16 protein-coding genes are annotated in these 18,676 nt (G+C 54.2%); 4 read left to right on the top strand and 12 right to left on the bottom strand.

Translation table 11 applies throughout. From position 1 onward, the window contains the following. Window positions 1-412: 412 nt before the first annotated feature. Window positions 413-2,383 (bottom strand): hypothetical protein, encoded by a 1,971-nt coding sequence (locus tag ACJO5Y_RS01835; protein ID WP_406984639.1) that lies wholly within the window; start codon window positions 2,381-2,383, stop codon window positions 413-415. 244 nt (window positions 2,384-2,627) lie between these two features. Between ACJO5Y_RS01835 and ACJO5Y_RS01840 the strand changes: the two genes are divergently transcribed. Continuing rightward, entirely contained in the window at window positions 2,628-3,935 is a 1,308-nt protein-coding gene (locus ACJO5Y_RS01840) for a carboxylate--amine ligase (RefSeq protein WP_406984640.1), read from the top strand. A 293-nt stretch (window positions 3,936-4,228) separates the two neighbouring features. Further along, window positions 4,229-6,358: a TonB-dependent receptor plug domain-containing protein gene (locus ACJO5Y_RS01845; RefSeq protein ID WP_406984641.1), complete on the top strand. Its 2,130-nt coding sequence runs from the start codon at window positions 4,229-4,231 to the stop codon at window positions 6,356-6,358. A gap of 16 nt (window positions 6,359-6,374) precedes the next feature. On the opposite strand, the gene ACJO5Y_RS01850 is transcribed toward ACJO5Y_RS01845, so the two are convergent. The 8 genes from ACJO5Y_RS01850 to ACJO5Y_RS01885 form a co-directional block, all read right to left on the bottom strand. After that, window positions 6,375-7,172: a citrate synthase family protein gene (locus ACJO5Y_RS01850; RefSeq protein ID WP_406984642.1), complete on the bottom strand. Its 798-nt coding sequence runs from the start codon at window positions 7,170-7,172 to the stop codon at window positions 6,375-6,377. Beyond that, window positions 7,169-7,999: a citryl-CoA lyase gene (locus ACJO5Y_RS01855; RefSeq protein WP_406984643.1), complete on the bottom strand. Its 831-nt coding sequence runs from the start codon at window positions 7,997-7,999 to the stop codon at window positions 7,169-7,171. The genes ACJO5Y_RS01850 and ACJO5Y_RS01855 overlap by 4 nt, the downstream gene beginning before the upstream one ends. 16 nt (window positions 8,000-8,015) lie before the next feature. Further along, on the bottom strand, window positions 8,016-9,752 hold the full coding sequence (locus ACJO5Y_RS01860) for a thiamine pyrophosphate-binding protein (protein ID WP_406984645.1): 1,737 nt from the start codon (window positions 9,750-9,752) through the stop codon (window positions 8,016-8,018). Between the two features lie 51 nt (window positions 9,753-9,803). Further along, the gene (locus tag ACJO5Y_RS01865) at window positions 9,804-11,468 is read right to left on the bottom strand and encodes an EAL domain-containing protein (protein ID WP_406984647.1); all 1,665 of its coding nucleotides are present in this window, start codon (window positions 11,466-11,468) and stop codon (window positions 9,804-9,806) included. Window positions 11,469-11,508: 40 nt separating this feature from the next. After that, window positions 11,509-11,964 carry a response regulator gene (locus ACJO5Y_RS01870; protein ID WP_406984649.1) on the bottom strand — a complete coding sequence of 152 codons (456 nt, stop codon included), beginning with the start codon at window positions 11,962-11,964 and terminating at the stop codon, window positions 11,509-11,511. A 56-nt stretch (window positions 11,965-12,020) separates the two neighbouring features. Beyond that, the gene (locus ACJO5Y_RS01875; protein ID WP_406984651.1) at window positions 12,021-13,475 is read right to left on the bottom strand and encodes an ATP-binding protein; all 1,455 of its coding nucleotides are present in this window, start codon (window positions 13,473-13,475) and stop codon (window positions 12,021-12,023) included. Further along, window positions 13,472-13,939: a TOL_0243 family YfiR-like periplasmic protein gene (locus ACJO5Y_RS01880; RefSeq protein WP_406984652.1), complete on the bottom strand. Its 468-nt coding sequence runs from the start codon at window positions 13,937-13,939 to the stop codon at window positions 13,472-13,474. Before ACJO5Y_RS01880 ends, ACJO5Y_RS01875 begins: the two co-directional genes overlap by 4 nt. Before the next feature lie 229 nt (window positions 13,940-14,168). Continuing rightward, window positions 14,169-15,095 (bottom strand): LysR substrate-binding domain-containing protein, encoded by a 927-nt coding sequence (locus ACJO5Y_RS01885; RefSeq protein ID WP_406984653.1) that lies wholly within the window; start codon window positions 15,093-15,095, stop codon window positions 14,169-14,171. Between the two features lie 120 nt (window positions 15,096-15,215). Here ACJO5Y_RS01885 and ACJO5Y_RS01890 point away from each other — a divergent pair, with 120 nt between their 5' ends. Both ACJO5Y_RS01890 and ycaC read left to right on the top strand, forming a co-directional pair. Then, window positions 15,216-16,085, top strand: a complete 870-nt coding sequence (locus tag ACJO5Y_RS01890; protein ID WP_406984654.1) for a pirin family protein — start codon at window positions 15,216-15,218, stop codon at window positions 16,083-16,085. An 88-nt stretch (window positions 16,086-16,173) separates the two neighbouring features. Next, a complete protein-coding gene (gene ycaC / locus ACJO5Y_RS01895; protein ID WP_406984656.1) occupies window positions 16,174-16,794 on the top strand; it encodes an isochorismate family cysteine hydrolase YcaC in 621 nt (206 codons plus the stop codon). Window positions 16,795-16,854: 60 nt separating this feature from the next. Here ycaC and ACJO5Y_RS01900 read toward each other — a convergent pair whose 3' ends face one another. The 3 genes from ACJO5Y_RS01900 to ACJO5Y_RS01910 are packed head-to-tail and all read right to left on the bottom strand — an operon-like array spanning window position 16,855 to window position 18,625. Further along, complete coding sequence (locus tag ACJO5Y_RS01900; protein ID WP_406984658.1) at window positions 16,855-17,454, bottom strand: ATP-dependent zinc protease family protein; 600 nt, start codon at window positions 17,452-17,454, stop codon at window positions 16,855-16,857. Beyond that, on the bottom strand, window positions 17,451-18,026 hold the full coding sequence (locus ACJO5Y_RS01905; RefSeq protein ID WP_406984660.1) for an acyl carrier protein phosphodiesterase: 576 nt from the start codon (window positions 18,024-18,026) through the stop codon (window positions 17,451-17,453). Before ACJO5Y_RS01905 ends, ACJO5Y_RS01900 begins: the two co-directional genes overlap by 4 nt. A 50-nt stretch (window positions 18,027-18,076) precedes the next feature. Further along, entirely contained in the window at window positions 18,077-18,625 is a 549-nt protein-coding gene (locus ACJO5Y_RS01910) for a porin family protein (protein ID WP_406984662.1), read from the bottom strand. Between the last annotated feature and the right edge of the window lie 51 nt (window positions 18,626-18,676).

Below are 18,676 nucleotides of genomic sequence, written 5' to 3' on the forward strand. Positions count from 1 at the left end.
CATTTCCTGACAAGATGGCGTCAATGGTTTGCGAAACTGTAGTAGCCCCCATTTAAACCGGACACCTTTGTCAAACAGATCGATAGGTAGGTGTGCCCCTGTTTTAGGTCCACCTAGAGTTGGAAAAATCCGGCTCTTGAGCCGGACAACCAATTTAGTACTTTGTGAGGAAACTGAAATCAGCTCGATATTCTAGAATTTACTTTAAGTTTGTTTAGTACTTTGCGTGGAATTCGAGCCGTAACCCTCTGATTCTCGGTTTCACGGGTTTAGTAATTTGCTTGGTCGTCCAGGCAGTACCTCACTGATCGTTGTCCTCCACACTACACTGCGCATAATGTATATTATGTTAAATACAGTATGTGATGCGTGCAGCTGAGTTCCTACTTTCCCTCCTTCAGAACCAACCCACTTACTCATAACTCGCAGCCCAACTGGTGCGACCAAGATCTACAGCACGGACAACATCTGCTTCAGGAACCACCAACACATCCCCCAGTTCCCTCGGGTCGTAATGAAAGACACACAAACGCGAAGCAAACTCAGCGAACGGCAGCGATGCTTCGCCATGACGCTCACCATTACTCTCTGTTGAGCAGTTGATACCCTGGCCCCAATCCTGGCCGCTGTCATTGTTGGGATTGAAGAAGTAGATGCGCATCTCTCCAACGCGATCAAGATTGGCCCGGATGATGGTTATGGCGTGGCGTCCAACGAGGCGCCCGCCACTGTCGGTGACAGCGATACCTGCAGGTTGAGGATGGATGACAGGTATGTTGCCGTTGTAATAAGGGTGATAGCTGGCATAAAAGTGGCGGATAAAATTCTCATATTCATGGATCTTCCCTGTTGTCCGGCTAATCACACTGAGAAAGCCATGCCCTACCCACCAGCCATACATTTCAGGGTTGATCCAGCGGTGCAGGTCGTCGTCGCGTACCCCGCACAATCGCCCCATCTCGCCATAAATGCGGTCAAGGTGCGGTGCCAGAATCAATGAAACCGGATCCACATCGGTTGGAGGTTCTTTTGCAAGGCCTGCCTCCAGGTGCTGCGATGTGATGTGTTGGCCCTCAAAACGCATGATGACATCGTCATCACGAGCACCCCAGGCCACCAGCTGCAACAGATAATCAACATCGTTGAAGGACCACATGGAAAGGCCAATGACCGACTGGCAAGTCGGGTTATTACCCTGACCAACACCCAGCGGCTGTCCCAGAAGGCTCAGTACACCGGCCAGCAAAAACACTCGCGGAGGGTGCGCATCACCGAAAACCGCGCTCAGTTTATCGGATGCGGCTTGGCTCAATTTCAGTTCCAGTTGCCGCCACAGAGCTGAAGCCACCGGCGGTGTGAAGAGAGAGCCACGCTCCAGGAACATGGCCAGGCCATAAACGGCCTGACTGGTTTCCGGATGAACCGCCTGGTCAATCAGTTCGAACACAATCTGACGGTAGCATTGGAACACATCGTTGCCGGTAATACTCAGCCCCAGAGCCAGAGGTATCAGATCATCCCGGTGTCCACGCAGGTGTCGTAACAGCATGGGGTGATAAGGTGAAACCATCCCCGTTTCATGCATCCTGATGGCAAAGCCTTGCGCCTCTTCGGTTAGTGCGACTTCGTCCATGGCGGCCAGACGCTCGCCGTAGACGGCAAAGCCCGGATCATCGCGGCATCCTATCGTTGGACCGAACAAAGCGCTGACAAGGCGCGCCGCTTTGTCCATGCCCGAGGTTTCGATTTCCGGATCAAACAGGCATTTGGCAATCTGGCTGACCATCTGCTTGATACTGTCAGTTTGTATCGGGCGCTGCGCCAGCAAACGGTGCACTTCGTCCACCAGGCTGTCGAGAATACTCTCGTAGCCCAGCCTGCTGAGCAGGTACTGATAGAGTGAAGTGACTATGTGCCCTAGCCCTTGCGGCCGCTCCCTATCCGCTTCGCTCATCTGGCCTGATAACAGGTCCAGATTCAGTGCAGTCACCTGGGTCAGAAAATGTCTGGCCTGTTCCGCTGAAATTCCAGGATGGAGATAATCGCCCATGGCCACGGCAAGCAGGCGAAGCTCACTCAGGGCCTCGATGGCCGCATAGGCCGGGGCTCCCTGGCGTAACGTTCGCACGGCCAGTGCAGGCCGAAGAATGGCAGGCCGGTCCCAGTCACTGTTGGCAAATACGCCCTTGGCTTCTATAGCTGGCACTCGGGCGTACAACGCGTCCAGCCCGTCAGGAGCTTCCATAACGTGAAGTGCGGCTTCCAGTACCTCTGTGTTTGGCGCTACAGGGTCGCTCAGGCGAGCAAACGCAAGCTGTTCCAGGGCCTCGTCAAACGTCGCAATAGAGGCGTTGGTATCTGGATCAGAACCAGGAATAGTCACAATATCGTCCTTGCTTACCTTTGAGTGCCATTTGGATTTGCCCAAACCCAAAGATGCTCTTAAGGCAATTCAGAAGCAAACGATTCCGGGGCTTTCGCTTCCATTTGTAACCGGAGCGACTATATTGAGGTTGATGGTTGGGATGTTGATCCCCTATAAACGACATTGCCTAAACGCTCAGTTTGTCTGGTGCGCTCCAATGTCGGCGCAGTTTGTCCGGATAAACCAGGAAGGAGAAGATCAAATGTCTATGGCATCGGAGAAAGAGTTACCCAAAGAGGTAGCAGCCTGGCTTGATCCCGATATGGACTCGGTTAAAGGGACCGAGACCCCCAAGGATCCGAAAAAAGGTTACATCGCGCTGCTTGGCTGGAGCGTCAATGCGATCAAGGCTGCGCAAAAGTTTGACCGCCGCTATATCGTTGTTGCTCCGGACTGGGCTGCGGATTTCTGTACTGCAAACAAGATACCTTTCATTCCATGGGACTTTATCCGTCTGAATGATCGGTCCCTGGAAATTGCCGAAAAGCTGAAGGCGGAAGGCGTTGATGTCGCCATACCGCTATTCGAGGAAACCGTCGAGTGGTCAGGGGCGATCAACTCTGTTCTCCTTAACAACCCCCGTATGTACGGGCAGTCCATTCTGTTCCGTGACAAGGCTTTGATGAAGCGCCGTGCTCAGCTTGGCGGTATTCGCGTCGGGATCTTCGAGGAGGCACACGAGAAAGAAGACATCATCCGCTTCATGAAGCGCGTCAACCAGACGCTGCTTAAACTGGATGGTGACCCGGACGACCCGATTCACGTCAAGGCATTCGACAAGGCCGGTTGCCTCGGCCACCGAATGATCCGCACGATAGAAGAAATTGACAACATCCCGACGGAAGAATATCCCCTATTGATGGAAAGCCACCTGGATGGCTGGGAGTTTGCCGTCGAGGCCTGGATCCACGATGGCAAAATCAAGTTCCTGAACATTTCCGAATATGTAACGCTTGGCTACTCGGTTTTCGTGCCTGCTACCGAGCAACTCGAGAGCTGGCGTAACGCGATCACCAAGCAGATTGAGTTGCTGATCAAAACGTTCGATATCCAGTTCGGCCTGATTCATCCCGAGTACTTCGTCACTGCTGACGGCGAAATGTACTTTGGGGAAGTCGCCTATCGCCCGCCCGGGTTCAAGGCTTTTGAGCTTATCGAGAGGGCCTACGGATTCAATGCGTACCAGGCTTCCATGTTGGTGTTTGACCCTAAAAGCACCAAAGAGGAAGTCGACAAATTCTTCCCTCGCCCGGTGGTCGACGCAAAAGGTTATGCAGGTTGCTTCGGTGTGTATCCAAGACGTCGTGTGGTCAGCAAGCTGGAGATGCCCAAAGAAACGATTGAGCACCCCTACTTCGAATCACATGAATTGGTTGCGCCAACCGAAGAGACCGTTCCTGACCGGTCGGCGTTCGGTACTCATTGGGGGCTGATCTTCTTCTATGGGGACGATCCCATCAAGATGCGGGATCTGCTGAAAGCTCAGGAGGAGCTGGACTTCTACGTCTAGAGGCCTGCCAAAGCAATTCAGTTGTCGCAAATGTGACGTCCATGATTCTGGTTATAGCGACTCCAGAATCATGGACAGCCTCCAGTCCCGCCTCGCCACACCCCTTTTTACACTTGCTTATACGACGAATGCGGCTAAACTCCTATTTAGCTTGCATTTTTATCGCTGTTTGATGAACAAAATCGAATCCCGGCAGATCACAGACACTGGATTTGTCGGGAGCGAGTCTCGGAGTGCAACCATTGACTGAATCGTTTCAACCAATGCAAAGATTAATGTCCTGAGATGTCGACATGCAGCAATCCCTGTCATCCCTGATCCGACCCTGGCAACCCTTCACGATTGCCAGGGTATGTATCAGTGTCGGATTCATCACGTTTGCCAGTGCCGTTTCTGCGGATGATGAGTCGCTCTGGGACATCCCCCTGGAAGAACTCGGACAGATACGAGTCGTTTCGATTGCTTCGGGGACTGAAACGCCGCTGGATAAAGCCGCCGCCGTAACCTCGGTAATTGATGCTGACGACATTGCCGCGATGGGGGCAACGGATCTCGACCAGGTGCTGGAAACCGTGCCCGGTCTGCACGTAAACCATTCCGATCAGGCGTTCTCTCCCAAGTATGTGTTCCGGGGCATTACGTCCAGCAACAATGCCCAGGCACTTTTATTGATCAACGGAATACCCACAACCACCATGATGTATGGAAACCGTGGTAACGCCTGGGGTGGTATGCCGGTTAAGGCCATTGAGAGGATTGAAGTTATCAGGGGCCCTGGCTCAGCGTTATATGGCGCCGATGCTTATTCTGGCGTTATCAATATCACCACGAAAAATCATGAGACCGTTGACGGACAAACCGTCGGTGGCAGGATCGGGAGCTTCGATACCCGCGGTGCTTGGCTGGAATCAGGCCATCGGTTGGGGGATATCGGCGTCAGCATGGTCCTGGAGTATCAGACCACTGATGGCTGGGATGACACCATCGAGCGCGACGCGCAAACGAACTTCGATGAAACATTTGGCACATCAGCCTCTCTGGCGCCCGGCCCCGTCAATACCGGTGTCGATCAGTTGGACGCCCGATTTGAAATGGGCAGCGAACGGTGGACATTCCGGGCAGGCTTGCAGGACCGTAGCAACCTGGGTACGGGGCCCGGTATCGCCCAGGCTCTGGATCCCGAAGGTGAGTTTTCATCTCGCAGATTGAACGCGGATTACAGTTACCGATGGTCCGATCTGGCCGAAGGCCTGGATGTGGAAGCCAGAATATCCTACTTCAATATCACCCAGGAGCCCGAAAACGATATCGTACTTTATCCGCCTGGCGCTTTTGATGGGGCCTTCCCCAACGGTTTGATTGGCAGCCCTGGCTACAAGGAAAAGCAGGCTCGGTTCGATCTGAGTGCCATTTACCGTGGCATTCAGGATCACCGTATACACACTGGCGTCGGTACGTTTTGGGCTGACCTTTACAAGGTTACCGAACACAAAAACTTCAATCCGGATTTCAGCCCAAAGGGCAGCGTGGTTGACGTGTCCGACGACCCGAGTGAGGTCTGGATGCCGGAGGAAGACCGCACCAATTACTATGCGTTTGTGCAGGATGAGTGGCAGTTTGCGCAGAACTGGCAATTGGTCAGCGGTATCCGTTTTGACGATTACTCCGATTTTGGCAGCACGATAAACCCGCGAGCCGCCCTGATATGGGCCACAACCGATTCCATCACGACCAAGTTCCTGTACGGCCGGGCTTTTCGCGCCCCGTCATTGAATGAGCTCTATGTAGCAAATAATCCGGTGTTCCTGGGCAACGATGAACTCGACGCAGAGACCATCGATACCTTCGAGATTGGTGTATCCCATCAACTTACGCCGAGCCTGTTGTATGGCGTGAACCTGTTCTACTACGAGATTGATGACCTTATTAATGCGGTTCCAATTGCCGGTCTTATCGCGACGGAGTATCGAAATGCGGGCCAACGGACTGGGCATGGCGGAGAGTTAGAATTGACGTATCAAGCTCTCGAAACCCTGTCTCTACAAGCCAACTATGCGTATCAAACCGCAAAGGATGAAGGTACAGGGCGATCCGTCGGTGAGGCGCCCAATCATCAGGTCTATGCCCGTGCCGACTGGAGCGTATCGCCACATTGGCTTCTGAGCTCACAGCTCAACTGGGTAGGTGAACAGAAGCGAACGGCTGCAGATCAGCGAGATCCAGTGCCCGACTCCACCACCGTGGATATGACCATTAGAACCAAAGGGTTATGGCAGGGGCTGGATCTTTCTCTATCCGTTCGAAACATCTTCAATGAAGACGTGCGAGCCCCCAGCCCGTTCGCCGATCCTGCCCCGCCGATCCCGAACGACTTCCCCATGCCAGGGCGCCGTGTCGTCGGCGAGCTCTCCTATAGTTTCTGACAGAGCCCGCGGTTGGTTAGTCTTCCCAGCCCCGCTTCCCTACGCCGTGATAGACAATGCTTTCACACCGAATCGGGAAGAAGCTGCCTTCTGGCCGCTCTCTTGTGTCCCGGAAACACGGCGCCATACCGGCCACGAAGCAAGGTGTCAGGATAAGTTGATATTCCTCACAACTGAACCCCATGTCCGCCGCTAAAGCAGCATGCACGGCTGCTACGTTCATTGAGTATCCGTGCACACTATTCAGGTGTTCGTAGACAGCAAAAGCCATCTTCAAATAGTGGCCATCGGAGAAACCATAGTCTTTTGCTTTATCCAGTGTGAAGGCAATGCGTTCGTCTGTAGTGGCAAGGGGGCGGCCATAACCATAAAGGATCCGGCCCAGGGATTTCTCATGATCGACAAACTCTTCCAGTTTACCGCCTTCATCGCACCACTTACCTGCCCTGTAGAAAAAGTCGAGTGCCCGGACCTCCGGTCGACGACCGTATATGGATGCTTCCGAGATGCTTAATCCAGCCATCAGACCCAGAGAGGGTGTGGTACGCACGGAACCTGCCAAGGCGGCCACGTGGTTTGGCCAGATGGAGGGATCCGGATAGCTTGTACCGACCCAGTAAGAGTTCAACATTTTTGCGACGTTTTCTCCCGGATCTCTTCCAAGAATGCAATACAGGTACAAGTGCAGCCATTCAAGATGGTCGAGTTCATGGTGAAGGTCCTTACCGTGCATGACGACACGTTCGGTAAGAAAGGCTTTTCCAATTCGCGTCAACCAATGGCTTTCCGTTTCAAGCAGGTGATCATGATTCATTGGTTGTCCTCCGCGTCACGCTTTTTGTAGGGGCCCGGGTCGTCTTCAAGTTCAATGGCAGAGCTATAGAAGGGGAATTTTTTCCAGCCCATTTTCCGTTGCTCCAGCGAATGGACGGCGGCACCGGGCAATCTCAGCATCAGGTAGAGCATGCTGCCCTGGTCCTGATCAAGACCAAGATCAACGAACGCTGCAGCCGCTACAGCACTGATGGAAATTGGATACCCGAAGAATGCCTCAAGGGTATTGCGATGGTTCTGCAACCAATACAAAGCGCCTTTCTCTGGTGCGAACTGAACCAGAAGGTCCAGTGATTGAAGAAGTGTCGTCGGAGTACCGTCACCGTTAGGGTCAAAGCCCGGTGGATGCTCAATCACCGGCCATATGTCTGCCCTTTCGTCTTCCTGGGGAGCCTGAAGCCGGGCCTTCCAACGCTCGATGTCCTGACCACACTCGCCCCACAAGCGAATACAGATCTCAAGTTCCTGAGAGCCACCATAAAGACCAGAACCCACGGCAAGGGAGGACATGAGCGCAGAGCTATGATTAGTACCCGCAACGCCGCCGTTCATGGCTGCACGAATGCTGGCCTCCTTGGGGCCCTGATTGGCAAGGACCATGGCCAGCTTCTCTAGCAAGGCCGCTTCAGCTGGCTGTGGCCGATCGCCTTTGAACATCAACAACAGGTACTCAAACCAGCTTGCCCTGGCGATGACTTGACCATACACATCGTAGCCATGGCAGTAGCTGGCCTTTGCGGCGAACGGGTTGGACTCTTCAGGTTCTTCAAACCAGAAATTGGAGTGATAAACGTAGTCTGAGGGCACGCGGTTTTCCCCTAATCTATTTGTCGGTTTGTATCGAGCTGGTTAGCACCTTCATTCTCGATCCCAATGGAGGCACCTGGTCGCCGTCAACAAGGATATCTATCAGGCACGGTCCTGGGCGGGAGAGAATCCCGGGTATGTCCAGATCCACCAATTGCGCCATGGTTTCCACCCGGTAGGATTCCACCCCCAATGCCCGGGCCATCATTGCAAAATCCACGCCCGGCAACCGGGTTGCAACCTGCTCTCCGCCACTCAGTTTCTGTCCATGGCTGACCATGCCCAGTGAGGCGTCATTGAGAACCAGCATCAGAACATTCAGGTTTTCCTGAAGCGCAATGGTCAATTCCTGACCGGACATCAGATAACTGCCATCGCCGGTAAAACAGACAACAGGATGCTGCCGATTAGCGGTGGCCATCCCGATAGAAGTCCCAATGGCCCAACCCATAGCAGCAAAACCGAGCCCGATACTGAAATTGTTTCTTTCCGGGGGAATACCGTCGGGGCGATGCACATTCCAGTAATGAATTCCCCATAGAAAACTGTTTCCGGTATCCATCAGAACTCGGGTGTCTGATGGGCATATCCGGCTCATATAACTCATCAGAGCCTGGGATTTGATGCGTCCGGATCTTTCGAAACACTTATCGGGCTCATCAAACCGGGTGTTTTTAGGTAAGCGATCATCGATGAGAGCTGGCCGCCGGAATTTCCCGGCGGCATCGGTATTCAAGTCGTTGGCCAAACGTTCGAACAAGAGTTTTGGTGAGCCGAGCACCACCAATCTTGCTATGGTTGAACGACTGAGGTGTGTCGGATTGCTGGAAATATGGATCAACCGGTCAGACAGTATCGTCGTAGGATCCCACCCGCAGGTCGACACCTCGTCCAGAGCCGTACCAATGGCCACCACGCGTTCAGCGTTCTCCACTTTCAATGCGTCAGTTGCGCTGTCGTGTCCTGCAAAACCAAACACCCCCCGGTACAGTGGGTGGAAACTATCAATGAGCCCCTTTCCGCGTGGCGTCGTGACCATTAACCAATTACGGGATTCCGCCAGGGCGACCAACATGTCACTTGCCTCGGCAGCGCCCTCACCCAGTACCAGCGTGACTTTGGAAGCCGCATCCAACTCCCTCAACAACGACTGCACAGAGGACTGATTGGGCGCCACTTCATGGTTGATAAAGGCATGGAGTGTTTGATCCTTCACGTTGTCCGGGATTCTATGGCGCATTACATCCAGGGGGATTCCCAAATGAGCCGGCCCCGGTTGGTTGCTCATGGCGTGACTCACAGCCTGAAGCAGTTTCGTTTCAAGTTGTGCTGGATGCGATACCAGGGTGTTGTAGCGAGTACATCTGGCAAACATCTCTACCGTATGAATGCCCGTGCATGAGGTCTCCTGCAATGAGCCCTGCCCAAACTTGTCGAGTGCAGTTTGTGCCGTTATGACAAGTATCGGAATGCCATCGGAGTAAGCGGACGCAACACCGGTGAGAAGATTTGTCGCCCCTGGCCCGGCCGTGGAGCAACAAACGCCTATTTTTCCTGTTTCCCGGGCATAACCCTCTGCCATAAAGGCCGCGCCGGTTTCGTGGCGTGCGGTAATGGTCCGGATACCACCCCGGCGTTCACTTCTTGCCAATGCATCATAAAATGGTTCAATGCTCCCGCCAGGAACGCCAAACACATACTCCACACCGAGGCGTTCCAGGTAGCGTAGTAACAAGTCACCATTTTCGAGCATGACACATCCTATTGGGGAGGCATTAAAGTTGTATTGGGAGCAGGCGGAAGGTCAATCCAGCGGCCGCGGCATGGAAATCCCGTATCCCTGCGCATAATCAACGCCGAGCTCAACCAGTCGTGATTTGATCTCGTCGTTCTCCACAAACTCGGCAACGGTCTTGAGACCGGAGGCATGGCCAATCCGGTTGCAGGCATCAACAATGGCCAGATCGATTGGGTCATCCAGCAAATTACGGACGAAACCACCGTCTATCTTGAGATAATCCACTGGCAAGGCCTTGAGGTAGGAAAACGAACTCATGCCCGCACCAAAATCGTCCAGGGCAAATTTAAAGCCTCTTCGTCTGGCAGAGCTGATGAATCGCTGGGTGACATTCAGGTTGGCGATAGCCGAGGTTTCAGTGATTTCAAAACAGATGCGCTCCGGCTTCAGTTTATATCGCTCCGCCAATTGGCTAATGGAAAGAAACAGCTCTGGTTCATTAAACGAGCTTCCGGACAGGTTGATGAAAAACGTTCCGGTATTCTCGCGGCCGAGGCCAGTACGGTTAAGGTACTGGAACGCCATTTCAATGACTTTCCGGTCGATCCTGGTCATCAGGTTGAAGCGCTCAGCTGCGGGAATAAAAGCACCTGGAGGGATAGTGTCGTTCCCTTCCCTCAACCGAACCAGAAACTCCGTTCGATAGCCGTCAACGGCATCCGGCTGGAGTGCTGCCATCTCCTGCTGCCAAAGGCAAAAACTGTCGTTCTGCAACGCCTGCTGGATGCGGCTGGTCCAGTTCATATCACTCTGGCGCTGCTGCATCTCAACATCGCTTGTTTCATAGAGCTGGAAGTTGTTGCGGCCCCGGTCCTTCGCGGCATAGCAGGCCAGATCAGCATGGCTGAGGAGTTCGCCGGCACTGCTGTAGTGCTTATCGACAAGCACCATGCCAATACTCAGGGAGACGGAAAACGGTCGGTTATGCCATACAAACCGATACTCGCTGACCTCTGCACACAGTTTCTCGGCCACTTTCTGCGCATGGACGGAGTCGCAACCACGCAGGAGCACCCCGAACTCATCACCGCCGAGCCTGGCCAGGGTGTCGTCTGAACGGATGTGATGGGACAATAGCGCGGCAATCTGCTTAAGCAGGTGATCGCCGGCTACGTGGCCGCAGGTGTCGTTGACGATCTTGAACTGGTCAAGATCGAGGTACAGGAGCACGTGCTGCCGTCCGGTTTTGTAGGTGTCATCCAGGGCCTGTACCAGCCGGCGCTCAAACTCGCGGCGATTCACGAGATCGGTCAGGCTGTCATAGTAAGCCATGTGCTCCAGGGTTGTTTCCGCCACGCGCTTGGCCTGGCGTACGGAGCCTTCCCGCACTTCACGATCAATGGCGGGAATCAGCCGCGACAGGTTGTCCTTCATGATGTAATCCTGAGCGCCGGCTTTCATGGCCGTTACCGCAACGCCCTCTCCAATCGTTCCAGAAACAATAATCACCGGCACGTCCATGCAGTACTGTTTAGTCAGTTCCAGCACCCGAAAAGAAGAAAAACCAGGCATGTTGTGATCGGTTATCACGATGTCCCACTTGCCACGGCGCAGGGCGTAGGTCAGACGCTCCTCGCTATCAACCAACTCATGATAGGGGGCAATACCTCCTTTACGCATCTCTCGTAAAAGAAGCATGGCGTCGTCTTCCGAATCTTCGACGATCAACATCCGTAATGGGCTGCTTGTATCTATCAATGAACTTACCTTATCAGTACGAGCGAACCGCGCCAGCTTTGGGCACCTTGTTTACGACGAGCCAGTAGCGGGCAAGCAATTTCATTTGTTCAGTAAACTCCAGATAGTTGATCTGCTTGGTGATAAAACTGTTGGCCCCCAGACGATAGGCCTCCAGCAGGTCTGCCGGTTCATCGGAGGAGGTCACCATCACCACGGGCAGCCAGTTGGTGAGTGGTGAAGACCGAATGCTTTTCAGTACCTCCAGTCCGCTGACCTTGGGAAGCTTTACATCAAGCAAAACAATTCCGAGCGAATCCAGTTCCTTACGCGGGTGCCCGGCACCATCGCCAAACAGGAAATCCAGGGCCTCCTGTCCGTCTTCCAGTACGATCACCGGGCTGCTCGCGCTCGCGCTCTTGAGTGCGCGAACCGTCAGAACCTGATCATCCGGATTGTCTTCAACCACAAGGATTGAATGGCCGTCCATGTTTTTAGCTGCCCTTTCAATGAATTGCATTTAGATCGTGAGCATATGGTTGCAGTCTAGTCCCGATCTCCCGAAACAGGCAACTTCACAATAAAACTCGCGCCCTCGCCTACTTTGGACGTGGCGGAAATTTCGCCATGATGCCTGCGAACCACCCGGTAAACCGTCGCCAGGCCAATGCCCGTGCCGCCAAACTCCGATGGTGTGTGAAGCCGGTTGAAAGCAACGAAAAGTTTATCGATATACCGCATATCAAAGCCGACTCCATTGTCCCGGACTTCAATGGCGACCCGGCGCCCCGCTGTTCGTGCAGACACGTCTATGATCCGTTTTCCCTCCCTGGCGCTGTATTTCCAGGCATTTGCAAGCAGGTTCTGGAAGGCAACACGCAGCATTCGGCTATCGCCCATAACCTGAATGTCCTGCTGTATGTGCACTTCTGAGGGGACATCGTCACTGATGTCTTTTAGCTCGTCTGTGATTTCCTGCAACAGTTGGCTCAAATCGACGGTCTGGTTCTCAATCGGCTGGCGGCTGACGCGGGAAAGGATCAACAGTCCGTCGATCAGGCCCGCCATTCGAACACTGGCCGCACGAATGCGCCGCAGGTAATCCTTGCCGGTCTCATTCAGCTGATCACCGCAATCCTCCTCAAGTGCCTGCCCAAACCCTTCCACGGCTCTCAGTGGCTGCCTGAGATCGTGGGAGACCGAGTAACTGAACGCCTCCAGTTCCCGGTTAGCCATGCTCAGTTCCGACGTCCTGGCTTCGACAATCCGCTCCAGGCTGTCGCGACTTTCCAGAATACGGCGATTCTGCTGCTGAATAGTGCCGATCATCTCGTTAAAGGTGTTCCCCAGCCGCCCCAGCTCGTCGGTTCCGGAGACGGGTGCGCGAATGGAGTAATCATGGTCCTGGGCAATGCGCTCAGCGGTTTCCGAGAGCTTGAGGATGGGGTCAGATACAATCCTCTGTAGCCTGAGCGCGAGGAACACCAGGGCCACCAGGATGACGGCGCCGATGCCAATGGCCACGAACACAAAGGTGCGGATATGGCCACGTAACACTTCAAGGTGGGATGAGAGGAAAAGCTGCCCGACCGTTTCGTTATCAAGGTTTACCGGCATCAGTAGCCGATAAACCTCATCGACAAATCCCACTTTAAGTTGTCGGTTAACCGATGGGCATTCCCGTGTGTCCATATTGGCCAGGAAAGTCATAACGTTCCCTTGTTGGTCATAGACACAAGCCTGCTGGATAGTCTCGATGCGCTCAAGGCTGGAAATGATGCTTTTGAGCTGCTCATTATCTTCGAACACCAGAGCGGCAGCCGACTGTTCGGCGAGGATGCCTGCAATGACATGCAGCTCGGACTCAAGCTGTTTACGGTAATTCCGGTTCTCAACAAAGATGAGGCTGGCGCAGAGCAGGGCGATCCCCAGTGCACTGGTGAACAGTGTCAGGAAAAGCAGTTTGGTTTTGAGCCGCCAGTATCGCCACTGTCCGATCATCGCACGACCCTCACTGCCAGCTCCAGAAGTCGGGAGTTAATGGTAAGGCCCGCTTCGGTCGCAGCTTTCAGGTTAATTTCGAAGCGAATGACATTGCCCTTTTTGACGTAACCGACCATTCCCCCCTTGCGGACAAATTCCGGCAGGTCACTGACCGTAAGCATGCCCTGGTGTTGGGCCAGATCGAGCAGCTCATCGAGGTTACGGGATTGCGACTGGGCAATATACAACACATTACAGCCAGAAAGGTTCGAGGCATCGTCAGGGTATCGAAGCTGAAGCTCCCTGCCCTGGGATTTGCGACCACGGAGAGGATTTAGTAGATCGCCAAACGGATCGTCGCCAAAAACACACACCTCAAGGGGTTCGGAATTACTCCCGGCATGAGACCAACTGACAAAGCGTGTGAAGTTGTAGAGAAAGGCGGCTTTGACTTCGTATTCCGAGCGTATGGAGGCGTGCACGGGCACCATGCCAAGACATAGACTGAGAATCAGGGGGGGAAGGTATTTCAGGTGATCCCTCACAAATCGGCCACGAAGCAAATAGTCATATTGGATGAAGCAAATGGGAATCCGGCACTTATCGAAGGTTAGCATCCGTTCGGCTGCCGTCAACTGTATGCCAAATCTGTGCTCCCTAATTCCACCCATCTACATCTGAATGGCTAAAGTCCGGACGATCGGCTGAAAATCAGGTTCCGCGTACTTCTGGCAATGGAAAATCCACTTCATCCACCTGCTCTGACAGGTAATCCAGAAACGCGCGGATCGCCGGGAGCAGGCCTCGGCGTGACGGAAAGACGGCATGGAAGATGCCACCGCGTGGCTGCCAGCCAGGCAGTACATTGGTCAGCCCTCCTTCAATCAGGTCACGCCCACCCACAATCAACGGCATTTTGACCACGCCCAGACCGGCGATTGCAGCCTGTCTTAGGGTGAAAACATCATCCGTGACCAGGCGCGGCTTGTGGTGTACCTGTACCGATACGCCTTCCGGGCCGTCGAGGCACCAGACGTGCTGGCCATCGGTCTGCTCGAAGTCGATGCTGGGCAGTCGAGTCAGGTCTTCTGGGGATTCAGTCTTGGGAAACCGTTCCAGTAAGGCCCTTGAAGCCATCAGGCACTGGGGGCTCCTGGACAGTACTTTCATGGTCAGGCCGCTGTCTTCAATCGGCGGATACCGGACCCTGAGCGCCAGATCGACACCCTCTTTAATCACGTCGACCCGGCGGCTGGTGGCCACCAGTTCAATCCTGACTTCCGGATACATCTCCATGAACTTCACGACCAGTGGCGCAACCAGGAAATAGATTAATCCTGGTGGACAGGTCATCCGGATGCACCCACAGGGCTCCGAGCGGGAACGATCAATCAGTTCCTGTGCGGCATCGGCCTCAATCAACATGGCAACACAGTGTCGATAATACTCTTTGCCTAGCTCCGTCACGCTGAATCGGCGTGTTGACCGGTTAATCAACCGGGTATCCAGGCGCTCCTCAAGAAGCGCAATACGTCGGCTCAGTTTGGATTTGGGCACGCCCAATGCCCGCCCGGCCGGTGCAAAGCCGCCATGCTCCACTACCTGCACGAAGTAATAGAGATCGTTCAAGTCCTGCATAGTTCAGAGTCCTATTTATAGAACGCAGATTATAAATTTTGGCACCTACTCAGACCAGCTTCCATGCCCTATCTTCACTGTATTGATCATTGATAACCAAACCAGTGTAAGGGGGAGCACATGAAACAGATACTGACCACCTACAGCGCACCCCATGGCCACTGGGTTGGTGATGGTTTCCCGGTCCGCTCATTGTTGTCCTACGACCGTATGGGCGCCAACAACATCAGTCCATTCCTGCTACTGGATTACGCCGGCCCCGCGCAGTTTCCGCCGGGAACGCGCCGTCGAGGCGTTGGCCAGCACCCACACCGTGGTTTCGAGACCGTGACCCTGGTCCTGCAGGGCGAACTTGAACACCGGGACTCCACTGGCAGCGGCGGGTTGATCGGTGAAGGCGATGTCCAGTGGATGACGGCCGGTGCCGGTATTGTCCACGAGGAGTTCCATTCGCCAGCATTTACCCATCGCGGCGGCACACTTGAGATGGTCCAGCTCTGGGTGAACCTTCCGGCCAGGGACAAGAATGCGCCAGCGGCTTACCAGACCTTGCTGAAAAAGGACATCCCGGTGGTTTCGCTCGGCGACCATACTGGTGAACTCCGGGTTGTTGCCGGTGAGTTCCACGGACACCAGGGACCAGCCAGTACTTTCACGCCCATGAATGTATGGAGCCTGAAGCTTGAGCCGGGCGCTGATGTGGTCCTGTCCGTCCCGGAAGGACAGACCGCCATTGTAGTGGTGCTCAAGGGAACGGTGCAGGCAAATGGGGCCGAAGTATTGCATGACGCGGAAGTTGCCAGCTTTGATCGCCTGGGCCAGGAACTACAGCTTGAATCAAACAACGATGCCCGGTTGCTGGTACTCACCGGTGAGCCGATTGACGAGCCAGTCGTCGGTCATGGCCCCTTTGTCATGAACTCAGACGCTGAGATCCATCAGGCAATCGCGGACTTTCAGAATGGAAAGTTCGGCATGCTTCACCGTTAGCCAGAACAGGTGATGGCCAGCGGTTGGAACCGGCTCCTTGATCTGGGGGCCGGTAAATAAAACCCACCTGAAACGAAGGAGAAGGAACATGGCTTTTAAATACAATCGATTGGACAAGGACGATGTCGCTCTGCTGATGGTTGACCACCAGTCAGGGCTGCTCTCTCTCGTACGGGACTTCTCACCGGACGATTTCAAGAACAACGTACTGGCGCTGGCGGACATCGCCAAATTCTTCGACATTCCGACCATTCTTACCACCAGTTTTGAGGATGGCCCCAACGGTCCAATGGTGCCGGAACTCAAGGAAATGTTCCCGGATGCGCCCTACTTTCCCCGTCCCGGCCAGATCAACTGCTGGGACAACGAGGACTTCCTCAAAGCCGTGAAGGCCACTGGCAAGAAGCAACTGTTGATTGCCGGCGTGGTTACCGATGTCTGTGTTGCTTTCCCGACGCTGTCAGCGCTTGAAGAAGGCTATGAGGTCTTTGTTGTAACGGATGCGTCAGGCACCTTCAACCAGACCACCCGCGACGCTTCCTGGAGCCGCATGGAACAGGCCGGGGCACAACTGATGAACTGGTTCAGTGTTGGCTGCGAGTTGCACCGTGACTGGCGCAACGATATCGAAGGATTTGGCGGCATCCTCGCCAAGCACCTGCCACATTATGCAAACCTGATGCAGAGCTTTACCTCCCAGAAGGGCTAAGCTTTAGCTTGTACCACACTCACAGTCCTTGTGGGTGTGGTTCGCCTGGTTGCAGGCTGGCTATTTCGCTAGATTTTGCCTGTTCTGTGCCAGCTCATCCAGGGTGTTATGTTCGCATTCATTTTCCGCCATAAAGCTCTCTGATGACGTAACCAGAATGTTGTCGTCACTCATGAAGCGACGGCCCAGCAGCGCCGGATAGGAAAACCGTCCCCGGTCGGCCAGGGAAAATTCGGTTTCATGGGTAGAACCGGCAATACAGAACTCCATACGCACCACATACCGCCTTTGGGACGGCGCACCCTTTCGTTTGATCCTGACAGTCCGGTCCACCGGGCGCTCAAACTCCAGGATGACGTCCTCAACCTCAGGCCCGTTTTCGCCCTTTTCCTGATCGCGGTGATCGGCAAGGGGGACCTGGAAGCTCACCCACTTTTCATCCCCTTTTTCGAAGGGCTCGATGTTAACCGCATGGAGCGAAGAGGTTTTTGCCCCCGTATCCAGCCGTGCCTTCAGGCGCAAGCCAGTGTCCTGAAGAACAATCCATTCCACAAAACCGAGGGATTCCGGTGGGCGTTCCTGGCTCTGGTTTTCCTCTGCCTTAATAGGTGCGGCTGCGGCCAGGATGGCTGCCAAGGTGAGTCCTACTGCTAACTTCATGAAACATCTCCGGCAAATGTGATCAGATCCGGGAAAAATGTCAGGAACCGGCGTTCCAGCTCCCGGTCGTTCTCTTTTATTTCGTCGATGATATCGAAAAACTGATGCTGGAAACGGATACGCTGGGCAACGCGATTCAATGCAAAACCCACGCTATCCAGGTCAGCGTAGGAACCGAACCAGTCATTCTCCACCATGTTTCGGGTAACCGTCTTCATTTTTTCGGGCATCAGGTGTTCGTAGTCCCGAAACTCCTGGTAAACAGTATCGATAAAGGTACCAGAATCGATATTGCTGAATCGTTGCCAGTGTCTTAACAGGTAGTGATCATAAAGGATATCGAGTGCAACGCCTGCAAAGCGGCGCCGTTGCTGTGAGAACAGTCGTTTGCTGGCAAGTACTTCGGGGTGGCTGTCCGTGTAACTATCCACGGCGCGGTGGTGGTACAGGCCAGCCCGGACGGTTGGTGGGAGTTTCTGGACTTGCAGTCCCCTGGCGAAATCCCCCATCACGCTGCCAATGCGGGCCTGAGGCGAATCCGGTGCAAGGAAAAGATGGGCCAGATGATTCAAACAACCTCCCGGGATAGCGAGTAAGCCCGCAATCCCGGGGGCTTACTCGATCAGAAATTAAAGGTCACGCCCAGGCCGAGGCCATCCACAGTGACGTCGTCTTTGTCATAGTAACGCATATATTCAAGGTTACCGGACACCTGTGGCGCCATTTCAACGTTGACGCCAATGCCGTAGGAAAAATCAGAATCATCGTCGGTAACGGTTGTGAAAGGCCCCTCGGCTTCCAGCTCCACCCGGGTGAAGCCGAATATAACATAGGGCGTTGCCGGTGATTCATTGGCAAGGTTCAATGTGGCGTAACCACCAAAGAAGTTATCCACGGAATAGTCGATGCCATTGACGCGATCGTCGTCAACGCCAAAGCCTGCCCGTGCTTCCACGCCGAAGTAAGGTGTCGCCAGTGCGCCCACCTTGGCCGACAAAGCGCCAACGTCCGCATCGTCGGAGCTGTCCTCCAGATTGAAGAAGGTGTAGTTCAGGCCGGCGTATAGGCTGCCCATCCCTGACTTGTACATGTCATTCGCAATGGCAGGGGCTGCAGCCAGGCTGCCTGCGAGAGTGGCAAATCCAAATACCAAAGAACGTGTGGATTTCATTGTCTTCGATGCTCCTTCCTGATTTTCACCGTTGGTTTTACGAAATTGCAC

Origin of the sequence: Marinobacter alkalisoli (assembly GCF_045449855.1) — a bacterium.
Taxonomy (GTDB): domain Bacteria; phylum Pseudomonadota; class Gammaproteobacteria; order Pseudomonadales; family Oleiphilaceae; genus Marinobacter.

Bases quoted from the DNA above. Each gene is read 5' to 3' on its own strand.
- ACJO5Y_RS01840 (WP_406984640.1), top strand. From the start codon at position 2,628: ATGTCTATGGCATCGGAGAAAGAGTTACCCAAAGAGGTAGCAGCCTGG.
- ACJO5Y_RS01845 (WP_406984641.1), top strand. From the start codon at position 4,229: ATGCAGCAATCCCTGTCATCCCTGATCCGACCCTGGCAACCCTTCACG.
- ACJO5Y_RS01850 (WP_406984642.1), bottom strand. From the start codon at position 7,172: ATGAATCATGATCACCTGCTTGAAACGGAAAGCCATTGGTTGACGCGA.
- ACJO5Y_RS01860 (WP_406984645.1), bottom strand. From the start codon at position 9,752: ATGCTCGAAAATGGTGACTTGTTACTACGCTACCTGGAACGCCTCGGT.
- ACJO5Y_RS01865 (WP_406984647.1), bottom strand. From the start codon at position 11,468: ATGTTGATCGTCGAAGATTCGGAAGACGACGCCATGCTTCTTTTACGA.
- ACJO5Y_RS01870 (WP_406984649.1), bottom strand. From the start codon at position 11,964: ATGGACGGCCATTCAATCCTTGTGGTTGAAGACAATCCGGATGATCAG.
- ACJO5Y_RS01875 (WP_406984651.1), bottom strand. From the start codon at position 13,475: ATGATCGGACAGTGGCGATACTGGCGGCTCAAAACCAAACTGCTTTTC.
- ACJO5Y_RS01885 (WP_406984653.1), bottom strand. From the start codon at position 15,095: ATGCAGGACTTGAACGATCTCTATTACTTCGTGCAGGTAGTGGAGCAT.
- ACJO5Y_RS01890 (WP_406984654.1), top strand. From the start codon at position 15,216: ATGAAACAGATACTGACCACCTACAGCGCACCCCATGGCCACTGGGTT.
- ycaC (WP_406984656.1), top strand. From the start codon at position 16,174: ATGGCTTTTAAATACAATCGATTGGACAAGGACGATGTCGCTCTGCTG.
- ACJO5Y_RS01900 (WP_406984658.1), bottom strand. From the start codon at position 17,454: ATGAAGTTAGCAGTAGGACTCACCTTGGCAGCCATCCTGGCCGCAGCC.
- ACJO5Y_RS01910 (WP_406984662.1), bottom strand. From the start codon at position 18,625: ATGAAATCCACACGTTCTTTGGTATTTGGATTTGCCACTCTCGCAGGC.